Origin of the sequence: Polaromonas sp. OV174 (genome assembly GCF_900112285.1) — a bacterium.
In the GTDB taxonomy this organism is placed as follows: domain Bacteria; phylum Pseudomonadota; class Gammaproteobacteria; order Burkholderiales; family Burkholderiaceae_C; genus Polaromonas.
Window position 1 is genome coordinate 91,124 of the sequence record NZ_FOKZ01000015.1, and the last position, 22,753, is coordinate 113,876.

The following is a 22,753-nucleotide window of genomic DNA, read 5'->3' on the forward strand; positions in this document are numbered from 1 at the left end:
GGGGTTTGGGTGTCGGTTTTTTTGGAATTGCTATTGTTTTAATAGCTGTTTGTGACCGATACATATGGGCTGTAGTCCTATTTTGTTCCAAAAATTCGGTCACCAGCATCGCCCAGTCCGGGCAGGATGTAGCCATGCTCGTTCAGCTCACGATCGATGGCAGCCGTAAAGATCGGAACGTCGGGATGGGCTTTTTGCAGCGTGGCAATGCCTTCAGGGGCGGCCAGCAGGCAAACAAATTTCAGTGAGCGGGGCTGCAGCTGCTTGAGGCGAGTTACGGCGGCGGCGGCGGAGTTGCCGGTGGCCAGCATGGGGTCAATCACGATGATGTCGCGCTCGGCCATTTCCTGCGGCATCTTGAAGTAGTACTCAACCGGTTGCAGGGTGTTCGGGTCCCGGTACAAACCAATATGGCCCACGCGCGCGCCTGGCACCACATTCAGGAAACCGTCCAGAAAGCCATTGCCGGCACGCAGTATGGACACCAGCACCAGTTTTTTGCCGTCAATAATCTTGCTGGTCATGGTTTCCAGCGGGGTTTCGACCTCGATGTCCTGCAGCGGCATGTCGCGCGTCACTTCATAGGCCATCAGGCTGCTTAACTCATTAAGCAAGGTGCGAAAGGTGTTGGTGGAGGCATCCTTGCGGCGCATCAGGGTCAGCTTGTGCTGCACCAAGGGATGGTTGATCAGGTGAACATTGCTCATGATTAAAGGTCTTTCTTGTTATGGCGAATTCAGTGCTCAGCGGCTTTTCCCGCCAAAAATGCTGCCCAGCACGCCGCGTATGATTTCTCGTCCCACGGTGGAGCCCATGGTGCGCACGGCGGATTTCGCCATGCTTTGCGCCAGGCCATCGTGCTTGCCGCCGCGCGGGCCGGTGCTGCCAAACAGCATATCGTTCAGCCCACCGAGAAGGCCGCCGGATGCTGATTGACCCAGCGCGCCGCCATTGGCGCTTTTGCCGGCTTCGGACGCCGCCGCCTCGGCGCGGCCCTGAAGCCTTTCATAAGCCGATTCGCGGTCGATTTCTTTCTCGTAGACGCCGGCCACCAGCGAGTTTTGCAGCAGCGCCTGGCGCTGCTCTGGCGTGATGGGGCCAATCTGGCTGCCCGGTGGCAGCACGTAGACGCGTTCGGTGATGTTGGGCCTACCCTTGGCGTCCAGAAAGCTCACCAGCGCCTCGCCCACAGCCAGCTCGGTGATGGCGGTCTCGATGTCCAGGCCAGGCTTTTGCCGCATGGTGGTGGCCGTGGCCTTGACGGCCTTCTGGTCGCGCGGGGTGTAGGCGCGCAGCGCATGCTGCACCCGGTTGCCGAGCTGGGCCAGCACCGAATCGGGAATGTCCAGCGGGTTCTGCGTGACGAAATAAACGCCCACGCCCTTGGAGCGCACCAGGCGCACCACCAGCTCGATGCGCTCCACCAGCACCTTGGGCGCCTCGTTGAACAGCAGGTGCGCCTCGTCAAAGAAGAACACCAGTTTGGGTTTCTCGGGGTCGCCAATTTCGGGCAACTGCTCAAACAGCTCGGACAGCATCCACAGCAAAAAGGTCGCGTAGAGGCGGGGCGAGTTCATCAGTTTGTCGGCCGTCAGGATGTTCACGACGCCGTGGCCCGTGCTGTCGGTCTGCATGAAGTCGCTGATGTTGAGCATGGGCTCGCCGAAGAACTTGTCTGCGCCCTGGGTCTCGATCTGCAGCAAGCCGCGCTGGATGGCGCCCACACTGGCGGCGCTGACGTTGCCATATTTGGTGGTGAATTCGCTGGCGTTGTCGCCCACGTACTGCAGCATGGCGCGCAGGTCTTTCAGATCCAGCAGCAGCAAACCGTTGTCGTCGGCAATCTTGAACACCAGATTGAGTACGCCGGCCTGGGTTTCGTTGAGGTTGAGCATGCGGCCCAGCAGCAGCGGGCCCATGTCGGAAATGGTGGCGCGCACCGGGTGCCCCTGCTCGCCGAACACATCCCACAGCGTGGCGGGGCAGGCCAGGGGCTCGGGAATGTCAATATCGCGCTCTTTCAGGATGGCGGCCATTTTTTCGCCGATGCTGCCGGACTGGCTGATGCCGGTCAGGTCGCCCTTCACGTCAGCCATGAACACCGGAACGCCGATTTTCGAGAAGTTTTCCGCCAGGGTTTGCAAGGTCACCGTCTTGCCGGTACCGGTCGCGCCCGTGATCAGGCCATGGCGATTGGCCAGCGCCGGCAGCAGCTCGCAAAGCGTGGAGGCATTTTTTGCAATCAGTAGCGGATCGGCCATAGTTTGTGTATTCCTTATGAAATCTGACTGGGGTGCGGGTGAAAAGTAAAATGCAAGGAGTAGATTAAATCAATTGCAAAAGGATTTCCCGTGGCTGGTCATAGTAAATGGGCGAATATTCAGCACCGCAAGGGTCGCCAGGACGAAAAACGCCAGCGCATCTGGACGCGCGTGATGCGCGAGATCATGGTGGCGGCCCGCATGGGCGGCGGTGACCTCAGTACCAATCCGCGCTTGCGCCTGGCAGTTGACAAGGCCAAGGCGGCCAACATGCCCAATGAAAACGTCAAGTACGGCATCGCCAAAGCCACCGGTAGCCTGGAAGGCGTTCACTACGAAGAAGTTCGTTACGAGGGTTACGGCATTGGCGGAGCGGCCATCATCGTGGACTGCATGACCGATAACCGCGTTCGTACCGTGGCGGAAGTCCGCCATGCGTTTTCCAAGCATGGCGGCAACATGGGCACTGAAGGCTCGGTGGCTTTTCAGTTCAAACATTGTGGCCAGCTGATTTTTGCGCCCGGAACGAGTGAAGACAAAATCATGGAAGTCGCGCTGGAGGCGGGTGCCGACGACGTGATTACCCACGATGACGGCGCCATTGAGGTGCTGACGCCTTACACCGGCTTTGAAGCCGTCAAACATGCACTTGAGGCCGCCGGACTGACGGCCGAACTGGCCGAAGTCACCATGCGCGCTGATAACACCATTGAGCTGACGGGCGATGATGCCCAGAAGATGCAAAAGCTGCTGGATGTGCTGGAAGACCTAGACGATACGCAGGACGTTTTTCACAACGCAGCCTTGTCGCATTAATTAAAAAATACCTTGAAAGCAGCAGCATGAAAGTTTTAGTCGTGGGCGGCGGTGGCCGTGAACATGCCCTGGCCTGGAAATTGGCCCAGTCTCCCAAAGTGCAGGCGGTGTATGTGGCGCCGGGCAATGGTGGCACTGCCTTGGATAGGCAGTTGAAGAATATAAACATCACGGATGTTCAGGCGCTGCGTGCCTGGGCTGCTACTGAAAATATAGCGTTGACGGTGGTTGGGCCGGAGCAGCCGCTGGCGGCCGGTATTGTTGATGAGTTCCGTGCCCATGGCCTGCGGGTGTTTGGTCCGACCAAGGCCGCGGCGCAATTGGAAAGCTCCAAGGCCTTTTCCAAGGCCTTCATGAAGCGCCACAACATTCCGACCGCGGAATACGAAACCTTTACCGATGCCGTGGCGGCACACGCCTATGTCGACGAAAAGGGTGCGCCCATCGTGGTCAAGGCTGATGGCCTGGCCGCCGGCAAGGGCGTGGTGGTAGCCATGACGCTGCGCGAGGCGCACGAGGCCATCGAGTTCATGCTGGCCACCGGCCCCGACCACAATGTGCTGGGCGTGACCCACAACGAAGGCGGCGCGCGCGTCGTGATCGAGGAGTTCCTGCAGGGCGAGGAAGCCAGTTTCATCGTGATGTGTGACGGCAAGAATGTGGCGGCCATGGCCACCAGCCAGGACCACAAGCGCTTGCTCGACGGCGATCAGGGTCCGAACACGGGCGGCATGGGGGCGTATTCACCGGCGCCGGTGGTGACGCCGGAAGTCCATGCGCGGGCCATGCGTGAAATCATCTTGCCGACCATCAAGGGCATGGAGAAAGACGGCATTCCTTTCACCGGTTTCTTGTACGCCGGCCTCATGATTGACGCGCAGGGCAGGCCCAAGACACTGGAGTTCAACTGCCGCATGGGTGATCCGGAAACCCAGCCCATCATGATGCGGCTGAAAACCGATTTGTATGAAGTGATGATGGCGGCCACCTCGGGTGGGCTGGATCAGGTCGAGCTGGAGTGGGATCGTCGTCCGGCCTTGGGTGTGGTCATGGCGGCCCATGGTTATCCGCTCCATCCGCGCAAAGGCGATGTCATTCGTGGCTTGCCATCTGCGGCAGAGGATGCCGTGGTATTTCATGCCGGCACGCAGCAGCAAGACGCTGCCACGCTCACTTCCGGTGGCCGTGTGCTGTGCGTGACGGCGCTGGGCGATACGGTCAAGGCCGCGCAGCAACGCGCCTACGAACTCGCCCAGGGCATTGATTTTGACGGTGCGCAATACCGCAAGGACATTGGTTATCGGGCCGTCAAGTCCTGACGGCTCAATGAGCATGGATTTTCAGCCGCCTTACCCGGTTCAGTTGCGGGGGAGTCGGGTGGCCAAGGCGGTGTTGCGTTGTTTGGGCTGGCAGGCGGAATTTGAGGGCTTGCCCGCGCTGCAAGGCGTGATCGTGGTCTATCCGCACACCTCCAATTGGGATTTCGTGATCGCCGTTCTTTTCAAGTGGTCGCTAGGCATACCTGTGCAGTTTTGGGGCAAAGACACCTTGTTTCGTATCCCCGGATTGGGCGCGTGGTTGCGCTGGCTGGGCGGCGTTCCGGTGGATCGCAGCTCGCCCAAGGGCGTGGTCGGCCAGATGGCGGCCCTGATGAGGGCGAAGAAGTGCAGCGGGCAGTATTTCTGGCTGGCCTTGTCGCCCGAAGGGACCCGCAAATACACCCCGGGCTGGCGCAGCGGTTTTTACCGGCTGGCGCTTGAGGCCGATGTGCCGATAGGACTCGCTGCCCTTGATTACTCACGCAAGCGGCTGGTGTTTCGTGATTTTTTACGTCTGACGGGGCAGGAATCGCAGGACATGGCGCGCATGGCGCTGGCTTTGGGTGACTGCCAAGGCCTGAGGCCAGTCGGCGCTGCACCCGTTGGCTTGCTCAATACTGATGCTCGTCGAGCAGATACCGTTGATTAATGACCATCGATCTTTCTACCGTTCGTACTTTTTTGTTGGGATTGCAAGAGCGCATTACCACTGCCGTTGCCGAGATTGACGGCCAGTCTTTTGTGGCAGACCGCTGGCAAAAAGAGCCAGGGGAAACGCTGCAGGGCAATGGCGTCACCATGATTCTGGAGCAGGGCCAGGTTTTTGAGCGGGCCGGCTGCGGCTTTTCGCATGTGCGCGGCCCTAGGCTGCCGCCCTCCGCAACCCAGCATAGGCCAGAGCTGGCCGGTGCTCCCTTTGAGGCCATGGGGGTTTCGCTGGTGTTTCATCCGCGCAATCCCTATGTGCCTACCGTGCATATGAATGTGCGCATGCTGGCCGCAACGCCGCTCGGGGGCTCGGGCGAGCCGGTTTGCTGGTTTGGCGGCGGCATGGACCTGACGCCTTATTACGGCTTCGATGAAGATGCCGTGCACTTTCACCAGTCCTGCAAGGATGCGCTTGACCCGTTCGGCAGCGACAAATATCCACGCTTTAAGCAGTGGTGCGACGAGTATTTCTATCTCAAGCACCGCCAGGAGCAGCGCGGCATAGGCGGAGTTTTTTTTGACGACTTCCAGGAGTTGGGCCTGGAGCAGAGTTTTGCCATGATGCAAAGCGTTGCCGACTCTTTTTTGCAGGCCTACCTGCCGATTGTGGCGCGCCGCAAGGATATGCCTTATGGCGAGCGCGAGCGCGATTTCCAGCTCTATCGGCGTGGCCGCTACGTGGAGTTCAATCTGGTGTGGGATCGCGGCACGCACTTTGGCTTGCAGTCGGGTGGCCGCACGGAGTCGATCCTGATGTCCATGCCGCCGCTGGTTAGCTGGTCCTACCAGCGCCAGGTGGAGGCCGGATCACCCGAAGAGCAACTGCAGCAAACGTTTCTGGTCAGGCGGGACTGGGTTTGAAAGCTTCAGTAATCACGGGGAAGCAGCGCATAGGCGTGTTTGGCGGTGCGTTTGACCCGCCGCACAACGCCCACGTCGAGCTGGCCAAGGCTGCTCTGGAGCAGTTGAAGCTGGATGCGCTTTACATCATTCCGACCGGGCAGGCCTGGCATAAGGTCAGGGAACTTAGCGCCCCTGAACATCGCTTGGCCATGACCCGGCTGGCGTTTGAAGCGCTGCCTGGTGTGGTGGTGGATGACCGTGAGTTGCAGCGTGCGGGGCCGTCCTTCACGGTGGATACACTACAGGCCCTGCAAACCGAAAATCCGCAGGCTCAGCTCTACCTGTTCATCGGAGCCGACCAGTTTGCCGCCTTCCGGCAATGGCACCGGTGGCAGGAGGTTCTTGAACTTGCTATAATTTGTATAGCTGATCGCGCACAATCCACGCTGACTCAGACCCAGTTTGATGCTTATGTGGGTCATGAACACCGCTTTTTCACGCTCAAACTGCCCCTGATGCCTGTCAGCGCCACCCATATTCGCCAGTTGACGGCATCGGGTGCTGCGGCAGCCGAAGGACTCACCTCACTGGTCCCCGAGCCGGTTGCGCGTTATATTTCACTTCACTCGCTGTACCGTTCTCATTAATTTCACCTCATTGAAGCAAAGCACTGCATGACCTCTACTACTGTCAAAACCCCCAGCACCGAAGGCAAGAAAGATGTCCAGAAACTGCAGCGCGCCATCATTGATGGTCTTGAGGACGTTAAAGCGCAAAACATTCAGGTCTTTGATACCGAGCACATCACCTCGCTCTTTGAGCGCGTGATCATTGCCTCGGGAACCTCCAATCGCCAGACCAAAGCCCTTTCATCCAGTGTGCGTGATGCGGTGCGCGATGCCGGCTTTGCCAAACCCCGGATTGAAGGCGAGAGCAACGGAGAGTGGATCATCGTCGACTGCGGCCCTGTCGTTGCGCACATCATGCAGCCGACCTTTCGCCAGTACTACAACCTGGAAGAGCTCTGGGGCGAGAAGCCGGTCAAACTCAAATTGGGTGCGCCAGCACCAGTGGTGAAAGCGGCCAAGCCCGAACCCAAGGCTCCAGCAAAACCAGTCAAGGCACGCGCTGGCGCCAAGTCTGCCGCCAAGCCAGGTAAATCGGCTGCAGAAGGGGCCAAGCCCGCTGCCAAAAAAGTCGCCCAAACCACCGATGACGGCACTTATGTGGGCCGGGTTGGCAAAGCTACGGACTGGACCGCCAAACGCAATGCTGTGGCACCTGTCGAGGAGCCAGCAGCCAAACCCGTCCGTGCAGCAGCTAAAGTAGCCGCGAAAAAGGCGCCTGCCAAAACACCGATCGTGAAAATTCCGGTCGCCAAAAAAGTGGCGGCAAAGAAAACCGCTGCCAAGACGGCCGCAAAAACGGCTGTCAAGAAACCCGCGGCCAAGAAAACCACGACCCGGAGCCAATGAGGCTGACGATAGTCGCCGTCGGCCAGAAGGTGCCCGACTGGGCCCAGACGGCTTATGACGATTACGCCAAGCGCTTCCCTCCCGAGCTGAAGGTGGAGCTCAAGGCAGTCAAGACCGAGCCACGTGCCTCGAAAACGCTTGAAAACCTGCTGGCCGCCGAACGCACGCGCATTGAAGGCTGCATCGGCAAGGGTTGCCGTGTGGTGGCGCTGGATGAACGCGGCACGGCGGTAACTACGGTGGCGCTGGCTGAGCGGCTCAAGGGCTGGCAGCTATCGGGTGACGATGTGGCGATCGTGATCGGCGGGCCGGACGGTTTGGATCCCGGCTTCAAGCAAGCTGCGCATGAGCGGCTGCGCCTTTCTGACCTGACCTTGCCCCATGCCATGGTGCGCGTGCTGCTGATTGAGCAGCTCTACCGCGCCTGGAGCATCACCATCAACCATCCCTACCACCGTGAGTAATAGCGCTCCCTGCTTGTGGCCAAGCCGTTGTTCGAGCACGCATGACTGACTTCATCTACCTCGCCTCACAAAGCCCCAGGCGCCGGCAATTGCTTGAGCAGCTCGGCGTGCGCTATGAGTTGCTGCTGCCTGACTCGGATGAAGACGCTGAAGCGCTGGAGGCTGTGCTCAAAAATGAGGCCCCCAGCACCTACGTCCAGCGGGTTACGGGGCTCAAACTGGATGCGGCCGCGGCGCGGTTGAAGCGCCGTAAGCTGCCGCCGGCGCCGGTCCTGTGCTCTGACACCACCGTGGCGCTGGGGCGCACGATTTATGGCAAGCCTGATGATGCCAAGGATGCCGCGCGTATGTTGAGCGAGTTGTCGGCCGGAACGCACCGCGTCCTGACTGCCGTGGCGATACAGCGAGGTCGGCGGCGCTTTGAGGCGCTCAGTGCCTCACGCGTGAGCTTTGACACCTTGACTCCGGCGCAAATCCGCGCCTATGTGGCCACTGGCGAGCCCATGGGCAAGGCTGGCTCCTACGCCATTCAGGGCAAGGTGGCCATGCATATCACCCGCATCAGTGGCAGCTACAGTGGCATCATGGGGCTGCCCCTGCGGGAAACGGCCTTGCTGCTGCAAGCTGCCGGTCTCAAGCTCTAAAGCCTAACTTTCTGACAAACAATGCAACAAGATATCCTGATTAATTGGTCGCCACAGGAAACCCGGGTGGCCGTGGTTGAGCACGGTGCAGTGCAGGAGTTGCAGGTTGAGCGCACGCTGGAACGTGGCCTGGTTGGCAATGTGTATTTGGGCAAGGTGGCACGGGTGTTGCCAGGCATGCAGTCGGCTTTTATAGATATTGGCCTGGACAGGGCCGCTTTTCTACATGTTGCCGATTTGATGAGCAGCATCAACAGCCGGCACGCCGAGCCCGAGGCACAAGTGTCCGGGGCTTTGACAGCGCCGGCAATGGCATCGCTTCAGCCCATCGAAAAGCAGTTGTTCGAGGGCCAGGCCCTGATGGTGCAGGTGCTCAAGGACCCGATTGGCAGCAAGGGCGCGCGGCTGACAGCACAAATCAGCATTGCTGGTCGCTTGCTGGTTTTTTTGCCCCAGGACAATCACATCGGCGTGTCGCAAAAAATACCGCCACGGCAGCGCGAGGATTTGCGACAGCGTGTGCAGGCGCTGACCGGCGACATGGGTGGTGGCTTCATTTTGCGCACCAATGGAGAAGATGCCACCGATGCTGAGCTGGGCGAAGATATCGCTTATCTGCGCAAAACCTGGTCGCGCATCAAAGAGGCTGCACTGCGCCTGCCTCCAGCCTCTGTGCTGCATCAGGATCTGAGCCTGCTGCAGCGCGTGTTGCGCGACATGGTAGTGGAGGGCACGCAAACCATACGCATAGACTCCCGTGAGCAATTTGAAAAGCTCAAAGTCTTTGCGCTGGAGTTCATGCCTGCGATGCTGCCAAAGCTTCAGCATTACAGCGGCGAGCGACCGATTTTTGACCTGTTCAATATTGACGAAGATATTGCCAAGGCTCTGGGCCGTAGGGTGGAGCTCAAATCAGGTGGTTATTTGGTGATTGACCAGGCGGAAGCCCTGACGGTCATTGATGTGAACACCGGCGGCTTTGTCGGTGCCCGTAATTTTGACGACACCATCTTCAAAACCAATCTGGAGGCCGCACAGGCCATTGCCCGGCAGCTTCGTTTGCGTAATCTCGGTGGCATTGTGATTGTCGACTTCATCGACATGATCAAGGAAAACCACCGCGACTCGGTGCTGGCTGAGTTTCAGAAACAGTTGGCGCGTGATCGTATCAAGACCTCGGTCAATGGATTTTCTGCGCTGGGCTTGTTGGAAATGACGCGCAAGAGAACCCGTGAGTCTTTGTCCCACCAGTTGTGCGAGCCCTGTAGCGCCTGCACGGGCAAAGGGGTGGTCAAGACCGCGCGAAGCGTGAGCTATGACATCCTGCGTGAAATTTTGCGCGAAGCCCGGCAGTTCAATCCGCGCGAGTTTCGTGTTGTCGCCTCGCCCAAAGTGGTGGAGCTTTTCCTGGATGAGGAAAGCCAGCACCTGGCAAGCCTGAGTGACTTTATCGGCAAGCCGATTTCCCTGCAGGCAGAAGCCGCCATGGCGCAGGAGCAATACGACATCGTTCTCCTTTGACGTCATGACTTTCAGTGCAATCGAGCGTAAGGTGAGCACTTTCAGCGCCAACCGTCGGCCCATTCCCGTTCTGGTGTATCACCAGATATCTGAGGCCCCGGCCAAGGGCAGCCCTTTTCGCAGCCTGTATGTGGCACCGAAAACCTTCGCGCGGCAGATAGCCTGGCTCAAGCTGCTGGGCTACCAGGGGCTGTCCATGAGTGAGCTGGCGCCTTATCTGCGCGGTGAGCGATCGGGCAAGGTGGTTGGGATCACCTTTGACGATGGTTACCAAAACAACCTGACCCACGCTTTGCCTGTGTTGATCAAGCATGGGTTTTCGTCCACCTGTTATGCAGTCAGTGGATTGCTTGGCCAGACTAATGTGTGGGATAAGCCGTTGGGCATCGCGCAGACGCCCTTGATGACCGGGGAAGAGCTTCGTCAGTGGGTCTCGGGCGGCCAGGAAATTGGCTCTCATACGCATCAGCATGTGAACCTGCCCACGTCGGCAGACCGCATCAGCCATCAGGAAATGATGACGGGAAAAACTGAGTTGGAGTCTGTTGTTGGTCAGCCTGTTCAGCATTTTTGTTACCCCTATGGGCATTACGAGCCCAAGCATGTGACGATGGCGGCTGAATTGGGGTTTGTCACCGCCACCACCACCCAACGCAGCCGCTGTCATGCGCATACCGATCTGCTGCAGATTCCGCGAGTTCCCGTGCTTAGATCCACCAGTCTGCCGGTTTTCTGGCTCAAGATTGCCACCGCTTACGAGGATAGACGGAAAAAATGAGCATGCCCTCTTCAGGCTCGGATGAGCATGCCGTATCTGTAGCTAAAAAACTTCGCGTCGCAGTTCTCAATCGAACGTTCTCGCCGACAGGTGGCGGAGCAGAGCGCTACTCAATCGCGTTGGTAGAGCAGTTGGCTGCACGGCATGAAATTCATGTGTTTGCACAGGAAGTCGACCATTCCTGGCCGGGCGTGATTTACCACCAGGTTTCGGCCCCTTTGCGCAAGCCGCGCTGGGTCAATCAGCTGTGGTTTTCCGCCGCCACTTGGTGGGCAACTCGTCAGGGATTTGATGTGGTTCACTCCCACGAAAACACCTGGCATGGAGAGGTGCAGACGGTTCATGTTTTGCCGGTCAAATACAACCTGTTTCATGCACGCACAGGTTGGCGCCGGGCTTTGCGTTGGCTCAAGGTGGTGAGCAGCCCGCGCTTATTGACCTACCTGGGACTGGAGCGTCTGCGCTATGCCGGGCGCACCGGGCGCCAGGTCGTGGTGACCTCTGCTAGCTTGCAGTCCATCATGGCGCTCAGCTATCCGTCTTGTCGTGACCGTGTCTCGGTCATTACGCCCGGAATTGTGCTCCCGGAATTGCCGGTGACGCCAGCGCGCAAGAGCGAGGCCAGAGCGCTATTGGGTTTGCCGGCTACGGGGCGCTGCCTGCTGTTTGTCGGTAACGATTACCGCAAGAAAGGTCTGTCAACCCTGCTGGAGGCCCTGGTGCAATTGCCGGCCGATGTGGTGTTGGCGGTGGTGGGGAATCCGGCACATATTCCGGTGTTTCGCGAGCAGGCCGAGGCTTTGAAACTGGGATCGCGAGTCTATTTCCTGGGCTCGCTCAAGAGTGTTGCAATAGCCTACGAGGCCGCCGACTGCCTGGTTCACCCCACGCTGGAGGACACCTTTGCCATGGTGGTGCTGGAGGCGATGGCGCATGGCTTGCCGGTGCTGGTCAGCGGGCCGAAATACTGCGGAATTTCAGCGTTGCTGCAGCCGGATACCAATGCCATTATTCTGGACGATCCCAGAAATGCCTCCAACTTGGCGCAGCTTCTTCAGGCGCTGCTGGGGCAGCCCGAGCTTCAACAGCGGTTGGCGCGGGGAGCGGCGGATTTTGCTCGGCACTACCAGTGGCGTGAAATTGCCTTGCAGCAGGAGGCTGTGTACTTCTGCGCGCTAGCGGAGAAGCTGGCCGCCAGCGGGCGATGAGTTCGGGCGGGCTCAGGCCACGAGCTTGAAGTGCTTGCGACTGAAATCCAGCCCGGTCAGTGTTTCCACTTGCCGCATGAAGTGGTATTTGTTTTCTTTGGGCGTTGGCCGGTAGGCCGGATCTAGGTTCAGAACCTGCTCTGCCTCCAGGGCTAGCCATTCTTGTACAGCCTGCGGATGGGTGCCCGTAAAAGGTGCGAGAGCCCGGCGATCGAACTGGCTGTAGGTGATTTGTGCCGCAGATGCCTCGCCCCAGTATTTGCTGACCTGGTCCAGTTTTTTTTGCATCTCTTCGTTGCGGCGTATCCATCCATAGTGGTAGATGCGCGCATTGGCCAGCGCGGCTTTTGGGTTACGTCCTCGTTTGTGTTCGCTGGTGACCAGCCAGTACTGTCCATCTGGCGCGTAGCTGCGAATGGTGTTGCGGATCAGGCGGCATTCGCGGCGGTACCAACCCGGGCTGATGGAAATCCATTGCGGTGAGCCATAAAAATGCAAGTAGTCAAAGACCAGCGCTTCGACAGCAGGGTTGGCATGATGACGATCGACACTGGCGCGTATGGCTGCAAGCTCGGCCTCATGCACGACCTCATCGCCTTCCAGATAAAAGGCCCAGTCACCCGTACAGGAGTACTGGGCAATCATTTTTTGCTGCGCATAGACAAAGCCACGATCGGCCATGCGCTCATTCCACTTGGTCTCAATGATCTTGATCTTTGGGTCGGCGATGGCACGAACCCGCTCAAGCGTCTCGTCTGAACCTTGGCCGACGGCCACCACGAATTCATCGACCAGCGGCAACAGAGAGCGTATGGAGGCTTCAAACGGGAAGCCAAGGTCTACGCCATTGCGGATGAAGGTAAAGCCACTGATTGAAACACTCATCTGAATTTAGGCCTTCAGGTATTTGGTTTGATAACGGAAATCATGCGAAAAAGCGAAGCGAGCCAGAATACCAAGCCTCAGGCAGACTGGAAACCAAGACGGTAAAGGTGGGCGTAAGCACCATTTTTTGCCAGCAATTCAGCGTGCGAACCTGATTCCACAATCCGGCCGGCATCCATCATGATGATTCGGTCTGCATGCTGCACGGTAGACAGTCGGTGGGCGATCACCAGCGAGGTGCGGTTCGAGGTGAGCCGTTTGATGGCCTCTTGCACAGCCAGCTCCGATTCTGTATCGAGCGCCGATGTGGCTTCATCCAGAACCAGAATCGGAGCGTCCTTGTACAAGGCTCGTGCAATGGCAAGTCGCTGGCGTTGACCGCCCGACAGTTGCATGGCGTTGTGACCCAGGACAGTGTCCAGGCCTCCTGGCAGATCGGCCAGCAATGCCGTCAGATTGGCTGCAGCAAGACACTCCTTGACCCGGGCGCGATCGACGGGCTGGCCCAGTGCCACGTTCTCGGCGATGCTGTCATTGAGCATGACGACATGCTGGCTTACAAATGCAAATTGCGAGCGCAGGCAGGCCAGGTCCCATGTGCGGATATCCTGAGCATCCAGGCAAATAGTGCCTGAGGTCATCTCAACAAATCGGGGTAGCAAATTCACCAGCGTTGTTTTTCCCGAACCCGAGGCCCCCACAATTGCCAGCGTTTCTCCGGCTTTGATGGAAAGCGTGAACTGATTGAGTGCTGGCGCACCATCGGTTTTGTAGGCTACGCTGACGCCGGAGAATTCAATATCGCCATGCGCTCTGGTTTTGACAAAAGAGCCGCCGCTTTCGTCATCGATCAGGCCCATGAGGTCCAAGCCACGCTCTAGTGCAGCCAAGCCCCGGGTCACCGGTGTGGCGGCATCCGACAGGCTTTTGACGGGAGAAATCAGCAGCAGCATGGCCGTAACAAAAGCCACAAAACCGCCCACGGTGGTCGTGTTCTCGGCACTTTGCAGCAGCGCAATCGAGATGACGGCTGACAGAGCCACGGCCGCCAGCACTTGTGTGATCGCGCTCATGCCGGCATAGGCTGCGGTGGACTTCATGGAGAGGCTGCGCAGCGAATGGCTCAAAATGTCAAAGCGACTGGCCTGGCTGGCTTGTGCGCCATGCAGTCGTACATCGCGATGGGCCATGACATTTTCTTCCACCACATAAGCCAGGTCGTCGGTGGCCGTTTGGCTTTCTTTGGTCAGCCGGTAAAGGCGCTTTGACAGAACCTGAATTACAAACGCCACGGCTGGAAACAACAGCGCGACGATCAGCGTAAGTTTCCAGTTCAGATAAACCAGATAGCCGATCAATGCCAGCAGCGTCAGCACATCGCGGGCCAGCTTGATGATGGCATTCATCAGCAAGGACGAGCCGTTGAACACCTCGTAGACCACGGTATTGGCGATGGCGCTGGAGCTTTGGTCCGCAAATAGCGTAAGGCGTGCTGTCAATAGCTTGCCGAACATGGCTTTTCGCAGTCGCAGCAGTCCATCATTGGTGACTTTGGCCAGGGCAAATTGAGCCAGAAATCCGGACAACCCCCGAATGGTGAAGAGCAGCATCAGCGTGAGAGGGACCAACCAGAGGTTGAAGGCGTCCCTCTGGAAGCCGCGGTCCAGCAAAGGCTTGAGCAGGGCGGGGACAAAGGGCTCGGTGGCCGAAGCCACGATAGTCGCGCCTATGGCTAAGGCCCAGCCAGCCCTGGAGCCACTGAAATAAGGCCAGACTCGCGCAATTCTGCGCAACATCGTCAGTTTTTCAGCTGAGCCAGTGGCACCAGCTTCGGAGGGCTGGGTCATGCTGACGGCTCGGATTGGCGCGTGGCCAAGGCGTGGTCTGGCGCTGTTCTTAGGCCCAGGGCGAGCAGCAAACCGATGAGTATGCAGAAGAAATCACCGATGAGCGCGTCATAGAGGCTCGTATTAAACAGGCAGGCAACAGCCAATGCCAGCAATACGGACTGAGCGGCTCGCGCATAGGGTTGTTCCATTTTCAGTGTGTCCCGCAGTATCGCAAGCATGAGGGCGCAAATCATGACGAGACCTGGCAGGCCGAGTTGTACGCCCCACATCAGATATTCCTGATGTGGGTTGCCATTGCCGGCTATATCTTGATGCGCCGGATTTTGTTCGCGTTGCAGGCGGTTGTATTCGGTACTCCAGCTGCCCACGCCTGACCCGACAAGAGGGTGTTGGCTGATGGCCTGGACCGCCCGGCTCCAAAGATTAAGCCGGATGCCTGATGAAGTATCTGGCTGTACCGTGCTTGAGTAGGACTGCACCTCGGACTGAACTTGAGACAAACGATCCCGCACCTTAGTGGAGCTGAAAAACAAGGCTAAAGTGAGCAAAAAGGGGAGCAAGATGACGACCGGGCGGTATCGCTTTGGCAGTTCCCACATGATGGCCATGGACAACAGTGCAATGGCAACGACGTGGCCACTGCGTCCACTCAGGACAAAGAACACATTGCACAAGGACGCAGTGGCCACCAATAGCGCAAGTGGCTTGCCAAATCTGCCTGGCGCCAGTTCCCGCAGATGCCAGCAAACCGCTGCCAGTACAGCGCTCATGATGCCCTGGTCCAGGTAGCTGGAAAATACTGCGTATTTTGTCAAGGCCATATTGGACGTCGCCCAGGGAACGGGCAGCTGAACAAACAGCATCCAGGAGCTGGTCATAAGAAATAGTTGCGCCAGAATAAACGCCCCCAGTGCATACATGGCTTCGCGCCTATCGCGAATCAGCTGCATCATCAAGACAATCACGATGAGCTTGCCGTACTTCGCCAAAGAGCCCAAGGCGTCGGCTTGTGGTGCCACTGTCCATAGCAGGCTGAGTGCAAACGCAGAAAGGGCGAGCAGCACGGCAATCGGTGTGAAGGTTCCCGCGAGAAGGTTTTTTTCTCCAGGCGCTCGCCGGGTCAATAGCAAGGTAGCCAAGCCGCACATCAGCAGCAAGAGTTTGGTAATGCTGACGATCGCCATTGACAGCCCCACAGCCGCTCCTGCCATGCAGATAATGATGAGCCGGAAATTGATCGTCTTGTTTTGCAAAGTAGAGGCAAGGAGCTGCTGATGAATTGTTGGCATTATCGGTGATTCCCATCCCTTGCCAGGCGTCAAGGCGCAGAGGGCGCTCTGCTATGCTGTGCACGCTTCAGGCAAGGTAAATTTGCTGAAAAATCTGACCAGAAATAATTGCAAAGGCATTCGTTGGCAAGCTTGTCCGTTACGGTAATCACCAAAAATGAGGCTCATAACATTGAAGCCTGTCTTCGCTCGGTGATGTTTGCGAACCAGCTCGTGGTTCTTGACTCCGGTAGCACCGATGAGACGGTTGAAATAGCCCGTTCTCTGGGTGCCGAAGTCAGTGTCAGCTCGGATTGGCTAGGGTTTGGTAAACAAAAAAACCGGGCGCTTGCGCTAGCCAGTTCTGACTGGGTACTGTCACTTGATGCCGATGAGCGGGTCACCCCTGAATTGCAGGCTGAAATTCTGGCCGTCCTCGAGGCTCCGGCCTTCGATGTGTACGCCTTTCCTCGGCTTTCAAGTTACTGCGGGCAATACATGCGCCATTCGGGCTGGTACCCCGACCGGGTGACGCGTCTTTTTCGCCGCCAATCGGCACAGTTTTCAGATGATCTGGTGCATGAAAAAGTTCTGACTTCCTGCCAGGTCGGGTTGCTTGGTTCGCAGTTGCTGCATGAAAGTTTTAAAAGCTTTGAGGCAGTCCTCGATAAGGTCAATCGTTACTCAAGTGCAGGGGCTCAGGGTCTGCTGAAAAAAGGCAAAAAAGCATCGCTGGGCAAGGCGCTTGGCCACGGTTTTTGGGCCTTTATTCGAACCTATTTTTTGCGGCTTGGATTTCTCGATGGCCGTATGGGCCTTGTTTTGGCCATATCTAATGCCGAGGGTACTTATTACAGGTATTTGAAGTTATGGCTGTTACAGCGGGATGCCCGCCGGCTGTCACCTGAGTCATGAAGATCAGTTTTATTGTCCTTACCTACAACCGGACCGACGCCTTGTTGGCGGTGCTGCGTTCCTTGTCACAACAATGTGATGAGCGGCATGAGGTGTTGATCGCCGATGACGGCTCGCGGGCCGATCAGGTACAAATGCTTTTTGAGCGATGCCCTGTATTTAAATGCCCGGTGCGCCATATCTGGCACCCCGATGTCGGCTTCACCGCGGCCCAGGCTCGCAATTTGGCGGCCAGCCTGGCCAGCGGTGACTATCTGGTTTTTCTTGATGGTGATTGCGTCCCCGGGAAAAATTTTGTGGCTCAGCACAGCGGTCTTGCCGAGACAGGTTGTTTTGTCAATGGAAGCCGGGTTTTATTGAGCGAGAGACTTACCACTCAAGTGCTCGATGGCACAATAGATTTGCCTACTCGACCGGTGTCGTTCTGGTTAGGTGCCCGCCTGCGAGGCGATTGCAACAAGCTGTTGCATCTGCTGACCTGGCCGTGGCGGCTATTCAGGGTAAAACAGGGTTTCCAGTGGCATGGGATTCGAAGTTGCAATTTCGCTGTCTGGCAGCTTGATTTTTTCAAAGTCAATGGGTTCGATGAAACCTTCCAGGGATGGGGGCACGAAGATGCCGACCTGGTTCTGCGACTCAGTCATCTGGGCGTGCTGCGGAAAAACGGGTTTATGGCGACCGAGGTTTTTCACCTTTGGCACCGGGAACACAAGCGCGATCAAGAGTCGGTGAACAAGAGCAAGGTACTGCAGCGCATGGAAACGGATTTAATCCTGGCGGATAAAGGGCTTCGAGAGATTGACCCGGGATCGCCCGTCAAACTAACCCAGTTGCATTGATCAAAATTTTTATGAGCATCACATCACATTTGAATCGTCGTACTCTTATCAGTCTGCTGGCCGTTGGCGCATCGCCAGCTTTTGCGCAATTTCGCGTAGAGGTGTCTGGCGTGGGGCTGACGCAATTGCCTATCGCCATCGCTGCATTTCGGGGTGAGGCACAGGCACCGCAAAAAATTGGCAGCATCGTCAAGGCAGATCTTGAGCGCAGCGGCATGTTTCGCTCCGTTGATGCTGCTGGCCTCGTGGCAGATGAAAACAGCCGGCCAGATCTGGCAATCTGGCGGCAAAAAGGCGCGGATTCGCTGGTGACGGGAAGTGTTTCGCCTCTTGCTGATGGACGCTTTGATGTCCGACTTCGCTTGTGGGATATCGTGCGAGGGCAGGATCTGGGCGGTCAGAGCTATACCGTGTCACAGGCCGATTTGCGCTTGTCTGCGCACCGGATTTCCGATTTTGTCTACGAAAAGCTGACCGGTGAAAAAGGTATTTTCTCCACCCGCATTGCTTATGTGACCAAGGCTGCCCAGCGTTATACCCTTTGGGTGGCTGACTCGGATGGAGAGGGCGCCCAGTCTGCCCTGGCAAGCCCGGAGCCCATCATTTCACCAGCATGGTCGCCCAATGGCAACCAGTTGGCTTATGTCTCTTTTGAGTCCCGCAAGCCGGTGATTTATTCGCATGATGTCGCCACTGGCAAGCGCCGGTTGCTGGCCAATTTCAAGGGCTCCAACAGCGCGCCTGCCTGGTCACCCGATGGCAAGCAGTTGGTCGCAACATTGAGCCGTGATGGCGGTTCGCAAATTTACGCCATAGGTCTGAATGGCGGTGAGCCCAAGAGGCTGACGCAATCCTCCAGCATTGATACCGAACCGGCCTATTCATCGGATGGAAGAGCTATTTATTTCGTGAGCGATCGCGGCGGTGCGCCGCAGATCTATCGCATGAGCCCCACAGGCGGGAATGCCGAGCGGGTGACGTTTACCGGGAGTTACAACATCTCTCCGGCCGTGAGCCCGGATGGACGTTGGCTGGCTTATGTTTCAAGAGTGGGCGGTGCATTCAAGCTGCAGATCATGGAGCTTGCCAGTGGCACGGTTACTTCCATCACCGACACTTCGGCCGATGAAAGCCCGAGCTTTGCGCCAAATAGTCGTCTGATTGTGTATGCCACTCAGCAGCAGGGGAGAGAAGCCCTGATGACCACGACGCTGGATGGCAAGATCAAGGCCAGATTGTCGGGCGCCAATGGGGATATACGCGAGCCTGATTGGGGGCCATTCCAGCGCTAATCATTTTTTCTTGAATTCGTTATCTTTTTTTGATTTATCTGAGGTACTTTAATGAAACGCATTTTTTCTTCCATCTTTGCTTCCTTGTTTCTTGCTGCCACGCTGGCAGCCTGCGGATCCAACGTCAAACTTGATGATGCCCCCGTAGAAGACCGGACGGCCAGTACAAAGCAGGCGGACGATGCGGCAGGAGCCGCGAGCCGAGGTGTGGCTCCGGTGCAGATCAGCGGTGCGGATGCATCGACCGCGGGGCCGGCCAATACGGCCAAGATCATTTACTTTGACTTTGACAGCTATGTGGTCAAGCCGGAATTTCAGAGTGTCATCGACGCTCATGCCAAATATCTGGCTGCCAACAAATCCCGCAAGATGGCGATCGAAGGACATACCGATGAGCGCGGCGGTCGTGAGTACAACCTGGCTTTGGGACAAAAGCGTTCTGAAGCAGTGCGTCGCGCACTGGGGTTGTTGGGCGTCGCTGATGCTCAGGTCGAGGCTGTGAGCTTTGGCAAGGAAAAGCCCGCCGTTCAAGGTTCGGACGAAGCCTCTATGGCGAAAAATCGTCGCGCTGAAATCAGCTACCGTTAAGTTGAGGCTGGAACTGTGAAGACGTTCAGAGTTGCCGCCACGGTTGTGGCCTGCCTGTTGGCGTTCAATGCAAATGCTGCGCTGTTTGAAGACGATGAGGCTCGCAGAGCCATCATCGACTTGAGGCAAAAGGTTGACGCTTCGCAGCAGCGTATGACAGACGACTTGAGAAAAGCCAATGACGACAACGCGCAGTTGCGCCGCAGTCTACTGGATTTGTCCAATCAAATTGAGGTGCTTCGTCGCGAAATGGCGACCATACGCGGGCAAAACGAGCAGTTCGCCAAGAGCGTTGCCGACACCCAGCGCGTCCAGAAAGACTTGGCGCAAGGTGTTGATGAGCGTTTGAGAAAGTTCGAACCTAGCAAGGTTGCGGTTGATGGCAAGGAGTTTGCGGCGGAGCCGGCAGAAAAGCAGGACTTCGAAGGAGCACTTGCCACGCTGCGCAAAGGAGATTTTGCGGCAGCGCAAACCAGCTTTCTGGGCTTCATGAAGCGCTATCCGCAAAGCGGCTACAAGTCTTCCGCGCTGTTCTGGCTGGCCAATGCCCAGTACGCCTTGCGTGACTACAAGTCTGCGGTGACGAATTTCCGTGCCCTGGTGGCAGCCGAGCCCGATCATTTGCGCGCACCCGAAGCGCTCTTGTCGACGGCCAATTGCCAGATAGAGCTCAAAGACGTCAAGGCGGCTCGTAAAACGCTTGAGGAGCTAGTGAAGGCCTATCCGCAGTCCGAAGCGGCCTCCGTCGCCAAAGAGCGACTCAGCAAACTGAAGTAGCCGGATTCGGAGGCTTGCATTCCCACCTAAAATTGGGGAATGGAAATCTCCGGACTCAACACTCTCACCACCCAGGTTCTCTGGGTCGGCTTCATTCTTTCAATGATTTTTGGCGCGATTACGCAACGCACCCATTTTTGTACCATGGGGGCGGTCAGCGATATCGTGAACATGGGCGACTGGACCCGCATGCGCATGTGGGGCATGGCGATTGGTGTCGCCATGATTGGTTTTTTCGGCATGGCCGCTGCGGGCCTGATTGATCCGTCCAAAACCCTGTATGCCTCCAGCCGTTTTATCTGGCTCTCTGCGCTGGTTGGCGGCGCCATGTTTGGTTTCGGCATGGTGCTGGCGTCGGGTTGCGGCAGCAAGACCTTGGTACGCATAGGCGGGGGCAGTCTCAAGTCCCTGGTCGTCTTTGCGGTCATGGGTATTGCAGCATTTGCCACGCTGAAAGGCATCACTGCGGTGGTTCGTGTGGCCACGGTGGACAAGGTCGCCATTGACTTCACCACCAACGCCACGCTGCCGAACTGGCTCGCCGGTGCGTTGGGCATTGCGCCTGCTACTGCTGGACTAGGGCTGGCCTTGTTGATTGGCTTGGGCTTGATCGTGTGGGCCCTGTGCGGCCAGGATTTTCGCCGCATTGACAACCTGCTGGCCGGCTTGGGTGTGGGTGCTGTGGTTGCTGCCATGTGGTGGGTAAGCGGCCGCATGGGTTATGTGCTCGAGCATCCGGAAACCTTGCAGGAGGCCTTCGTTGCCACCAACTCCGGCCGTTCCGAGGCTTTGAGTTTTGTGTCTCCCGTGGCTTACACCCTGGACTGGCTCATGTTTTTTAGCGACAAGAGCAAGGTCCTGACGCTGGGCATCGTTTCGGTCTTCGGCGTGGTCGCGGGCTCGGCTGTCTATTCGCTGTGCTCGCGCAGCTTTCGCTGGGAAGGTTTTCGTGATGCCCAGGATACCGCCAATCATCTGATAGGTGCGGCCTTGATGGGCGTGGGTGGTGTATGCGCCATGGGCTGTACCGTGGGGCAAGGCTTGTCTGGCATCTCGACCCTGAGCGTGACCAGCTTTGTTGCGCTTGCTGCGATCCTGGCCGGCTGTGTCGCTGGTCTGAAATACCAGGTGTGGCGGCTTGAGAGCTCTCTCTGAGGCCTTTGCCCGAGCAAGACATGACAGTTGATACAGAGTTGATGCCTGCGGATCTGGAGCGACGTTTCGGCGGCCTTGCGCGGCTTTACGGTGCTGCAGGCGCGCAGCGGATTCGCGCCGCGCACATTGTCGTTGTTGGTTTGGGCGGCGTCGGCTCATGGGCTGCGGAGGCCGCCGCGCGCAGTGGCGTGGCCCGCCTGACCTTGATCGACCTCGACCACATTGCCGAGTCCAATATCAATCGGCAGGTTCACGCGCTCGACAACACCCTGGGACAAGCCAAGGTGCAAGCCATGCGTGAACGCATTGCCCATATCAATCCGGATTGCCGGGTGGACTGCATCGAAGAGTTTGTCGATGCGGCCAACTGGCCGCATGTTCTCTCGCTCCCGCGTGACTTTGATCGCAAGCAGTTGGCCGTGATAGACGCTTGTGATCAGGTGAGGGCCAAAACAGCCATGGCTGCCTGGGCCATCAAGAACAAGGCCATGCTGATCAGCGTGGGCGCTGCAGGCGGCAAGCGACTCGCTCATCGCGTTGATATCGATGATCTGTCACTGGTTACCCACGACCCCTTGTTGGCGCAGTTGCGCTACCGCCTGCGAAAAGAACAAGGGGCGGCCCGCCAGGGGAAGATTGGTGTGGCTTGCGTATTCAGTCGGGAGCCTGTGCAGCAGCCGTCCGCCGTATGTGCTCTGGAAGAGTCGGTGAGCAGCACTGAAGAAGCTATTGCGGACCCGGCCTCGCCTGTCGTGGCACAAACTGATGGCAGCCTCAATTGCCATGGTTATGGATCGGTTGTCAGCGTCACATCGACCTTTGGTTTGTGCGCTACCGGTTGGATATTAAATAAAATTGCAGCTTAATTTCAAAAGCGCCAAAAAGTGACGCTATAATTTGAGGCTGTGTTGCAGACAATGTAGTGCAGACTAGGAGAAATCCTGGGACGTTAGCTCAGTTGGTAGAGCAGCGGACTTTTAATCCGTTTGTCGTGGGTTCGACCCCCGCACGTCCCACCAGATATTGAAAGCGCCTGCAAGAAATTGCAGGCGCTTTTTCTTTGGTGCGCCCAGCATGGGCGCACACCTGCGGGTGCAAGTCCCGCCAGGAGCTGGTCACAGTGAATGAAGTGAAGCGCAACTGCGTG

Annotated in this window: 23 protein-coding genes and 1 tRNA gene; 19 read left to right on the top strand and 5 right to left on the bottom strand. The window is 57.6% G+C overall.

The features are described 5' to 3' along the window. Nucleotides 1–77 precede the first annotated feature (77 nt). Complete coding sequence (gene upp, locus BM160_RS14395; RefSeq protein WP_092006802.1) at nucleotides 78–707, bottom strand: uracil phosphoribosyltransferase; 630 nt, start codon at nucleotides 705–707, stop codon at nucleotides 78–80. A 36-nt stretch (nucleotides 708–743) separates the two neighbouring features. Continuing rightward, nucleotides 744–2,261 (bottom strand): helicase HerA-like C-terminal domain-containing protein, encoded by a 1,518-nt coding sequence (locus BM160_RS14400; RefSeq protein ID WP_092006804.1) that lies wholly within the window; start codon nucleotides 2,259–2,261, stop codon nucleotides 744–746. 90 nt (nucleotides 2,262–2,351) lie between these two features. On the opposite strand from BM160_RS14400, the gene BM160_RS14405 reads away from it, so the two are divergent. The 11 genes from BM160_RS14405 (at nucleotide 2,352) to BM160_RS14455 (ending at nucleotide 12,037) form a co-directional block, all read left to right on the top strand. After that, nucleotides 2,352–3,077, top strand: coding sequence for a YebC/PmpR family DNA-binding transcriptional regulator (locus BM160_RS14405; protein WP_092006806.1), 726 nt, complete (start codon nucleotides 2,352–2,354; stop codon nucleotides 3,075–3,077). A 26-nt stretch (nucleotides 3,078–3,103) separates the two neighbouring features. Continuing rightward, the gene (purD, locus tag BM160_RS14410) at nucleotides 3,104–4,396 is read left to right on the top strand and encodes a phosphoribosylamine--glycine ligase (RefSeq protein WP_092006808.1); all 1,293 of its coding nucleotides are present in this window, start codon (nucleotides 3,104–3,106) and stop codon (nucleotides 4,394–4,396) included. Nucleotides 4,397–4,403: 7 nt separating this feature from the next. Continuing rightward, nucleotides 4,404–5,045, top strand: coding sequence for a 1-acyl-sn-glycerol-3-phosphate acyltransferase (locus tag BM160_RS14415; RefSeq protein WP_092006810.1), 642 nt, complete (start codon nucleotides 4,404–4,406; stop codon nucleotides 5,043–5,045). Continuing rightward, complete coding sequence (hemF, locus tag BM160_RS14420) at nucleotides 5,045–5,965, top strand: oxygen-dependent coproporphyrinogen oxidase (protein ID WP_092006812.1); 921 nt, start codon at nucleotides 5,045–5,047, stop codon at nucleotides 5,963–5,965. The genes BM160_RS14415 and hemF overlap by 1 nt, the downstream gene beginning before the upstream one ends. Next, entirely contained in the window at nucleotides 5,962–6,594 is a 633-nt protein-coding gene (gene nadD, locus BM160_RS14425; protein WP_255368903.1) for a nicotinate (nicotinamide) nucleotide adenylyltransferase, read from the top strand. Before hemF ends, nadD begins: the two co-directional genes overlap by 4 nt. A 27-nt stretch (nucleotides 6,595–6,621) precedes the next feature. Next, nucleotides 6,622–7,422 (top strand): ribosome silencing factor, encoded by an 801-nt coding sequence (rsfS, locus tag BM160_RS14430; protein ID WP_092006814.1) that lies wholly within the window; start codon nucleotides 6,622–6,624, stop codon nucleotides 7,420–7,422. After that, nucleotides 7,419–7,886, top strand: coding sequence for a 23S rRNA (pseudouridine(1915)-N(3))-methyltransferase RlmH (gene rlmH / locus BM160_RS14435; protein WP_092006816.1), 468 nt, complete (start codon nucleotides 7,419–7,421; stop codon nucleotides 7,884–7,886). The genes rsfS and rlmH overlap by 4 nt, the downstream gene beginning before the upstream one ends. A gap of 41 nt (nucleotides 7,887–7,927) precedes the next feature. Then, nucleotides 7,928–8,530, top strand: a complete 603-nt coding sequence (locus BM160_RS14440) for a Maf family protein (protein WP_092006817.1) — start codon at nucleotides 7,928–7,930, stop codon at nucleotides 8,528–8,530. Nucleotides 8,531–8,551: 21 nt separating this feature from the next. Beyond that, nucleotides 8,552–10,051 carry a ribonuclease G gene (gene rng / locus BM160_RS14445; RefSeq protein WP_092006819.1) on the top strand — a complete coding sequence of 500 codons (1,500 nt, stop codon included), beginning with the start codon at nucleotides 8,552–8,554 and terminating at the stop codon, nucleotides 10,049–10,051. Between the two features lie 130 nt (nucleotides 10,052–10,181). Beyond that, nucleotides 10,182–10,829 carry a polysaccharide deacetylase family protein gene (locus BM160_RS14450; RefSeq protein ID WP_255368904.1) on the top strand — a complete coding sequence of 216 codons (648 nt, stop codon included), beginning with the start codon at nucleotides 10,182–10,184 and terminating at the stop codon, nucleotides 10,827–10,829. Then, nucleotides 10,826–12,037, top strand: a complete 1,212-nt coding sequence (locus BM160_RS14455; protein WP_092006823.1) for a glycosyltransferase family 4 protein — start codon at nucleotides 10,826–10,828, stop codon at nucleotides 12,035–12,037. The genes BM160_RS14450 and BM160_RS14455 overlap by 4 nt, the downstream gene beginning before the upstream one ends. 12 nt (nucleotides 12,038–12,049) lie before the next feature. Here BM160_RS14455 and BM160_RS14460 read toward each other — a convergent pair whose 3' ends face one another. The 3 genes from BM160_RS14460 to BM160_RS14470 all read right to left on the bottom strand — a co-directional run bounded on the left by BM160_RS14460 (nucleotide 12,050) and on the right by BM160_RS14470 (nucleotide 16,061). Beyond that, nucleotides 12,050–12,922, bottom strand: a complete 873-nt coding sequence (locus tag BM160_RS14460) for a glycosyltransferase family protein (RefSeq protein WP_092006825.1) — start codon at nucleotides 12,920–12,922, stop codon at nucleotides 12,050–12,052. Between the two features lie 77 nt (nucleotides 12,923–12,999). Beyond that, entirely contained in the window at nucleotides 13,000–14,769 is a 1,770-nt protein-coding gene (gene msbA, locus BM160_RS14465) for a lipid A export permease/ATP-binding protein MsbA (RefSeq protein WP_092006827.1), read from the bottom strand. Then, nucleotides 14,766–16,061 (bottom strand): O-antigen ligase family protein, encoded by a 1,296-nt coding sequence (locus BM160_RS14470; RefSeq protein WP_255368907.1) that lies wholly within the window; start codon nucleotides 16,059–16,061, stop codon nucleotides 14,766–14,768. The genes msbA and BM160_RS14470 overlap by 4 nt, the downstream gene beginning before the upstream one ends. Before the next feature lie 123 nt (nucleotides 16,062–16,184). Here BM160_RS14470 and BM160_RS14475 point away from each other — a divergent pair, with 123 nt between their 5' ends. The 8 genes from BM160_RS14475 to BM160_RS14510 all read left to right on the top strand — a co-directional run bounded on the left by BM160_RS14475 (nucleotide 16,185) and on the right by BM160_RS14510 (nucleotide 22,625). Next, a complete protein-coding gene (locus BM160_RS14475) occupies nucleotides 16,185–16,955 on the top strand; it encodes a glycosyltransferase family 2 protein (RefSeq protein WP_092006829.1) in 771 nt (256 codons plus the stop codon). Beyond that, nucleotides 16,952–17,794, top strand: a complete 843-nt coding sequence (locus BM160_RS14480) for a glycosyltransferase family 2 protein (RefSeq protein ID WP_092006831.1) — start codon at nucleotides 16,952–16,954, stop codon at nucleotides 17,792–17,794. The genes BM160_RS14475 and BM160_RS14480 overlap by 4 nt, the downstream gene beginning before the upstream one ends. An 11-nt stretch (nucleotides 17,795–17,805) precedes the next feature. Beyond that, nucleotides 17,806–19,086 (top strand): Tol-Pal system beta propeller repeat protein TolB, encoded by a 1,281-nt coding sequence (gene tolB, locus BM160_RS14485; RefSeq protein WP_092006833.1) that lies wholly within the window; start codon nucleotides 17,806–17,808, stop codon nucleotides 19,084–19,086. A gap of 51 nt (nucleotides 19,087–19,137) precedes the next feature. Next, nucleotides 19,138–19,674: a peptidoglycan-associated lipoprotein Pal gene (gene pal / locus BM160_RS14490; protein ID WP_092006835.1), complete on the top strand. Its 537-nt coding sequence runs from the start codon at nucleotides 19,138–19,140 to the stop codon at nucleotides 19,672–19,674. A gap of 15 nt (nucleotides 19,675–19,689) precedes the next feature. After that, nucleotides 19,690–20,451, top strand: a complete 762-nt coding sequence (gene ybgF, locus BM160_RS14495) for a tol-pal system protein YbgF (RefSeq protein ID WP_092006837.1) — start codon at nucleotides 19,690–19,692, stop codon at nucleotides 20,449–20,451. Between the two features lie 39 nt (nucleotides 20,452–20,490). Further along, complete coding sequence (locus tag BM160_RS14500; protein ID WP_092006839.1) at nucleotides 20,491–21,606, top strand: YeeE/YedE family protein; 1,116 nt, start codon at nucleotides 20,491–20,493, stop codon at nucleotides 21,604–21,606. Between the two features lie 20 nt (nucleotides 21,607–21,626). Beyond that, entirely contained in the window at nucleotides 21,627–22,472 is an 846-nt protein-coding gene (locus BM160_RS14505; RefSeq protein WP_092006841.1) for a tRNA threonylcarbamoyladenosine dehydratase, read from the top strand. Between the two features lie 77 nt (nucleotides 22,473–22,549). Next, a tRNA-Lys gene (locus BM160_RS14510) sits at nucleotides 22,550–22,625 on the top strand. Nucleotides 22,626–22,753 lie beyond the last annotated feature (128 nt).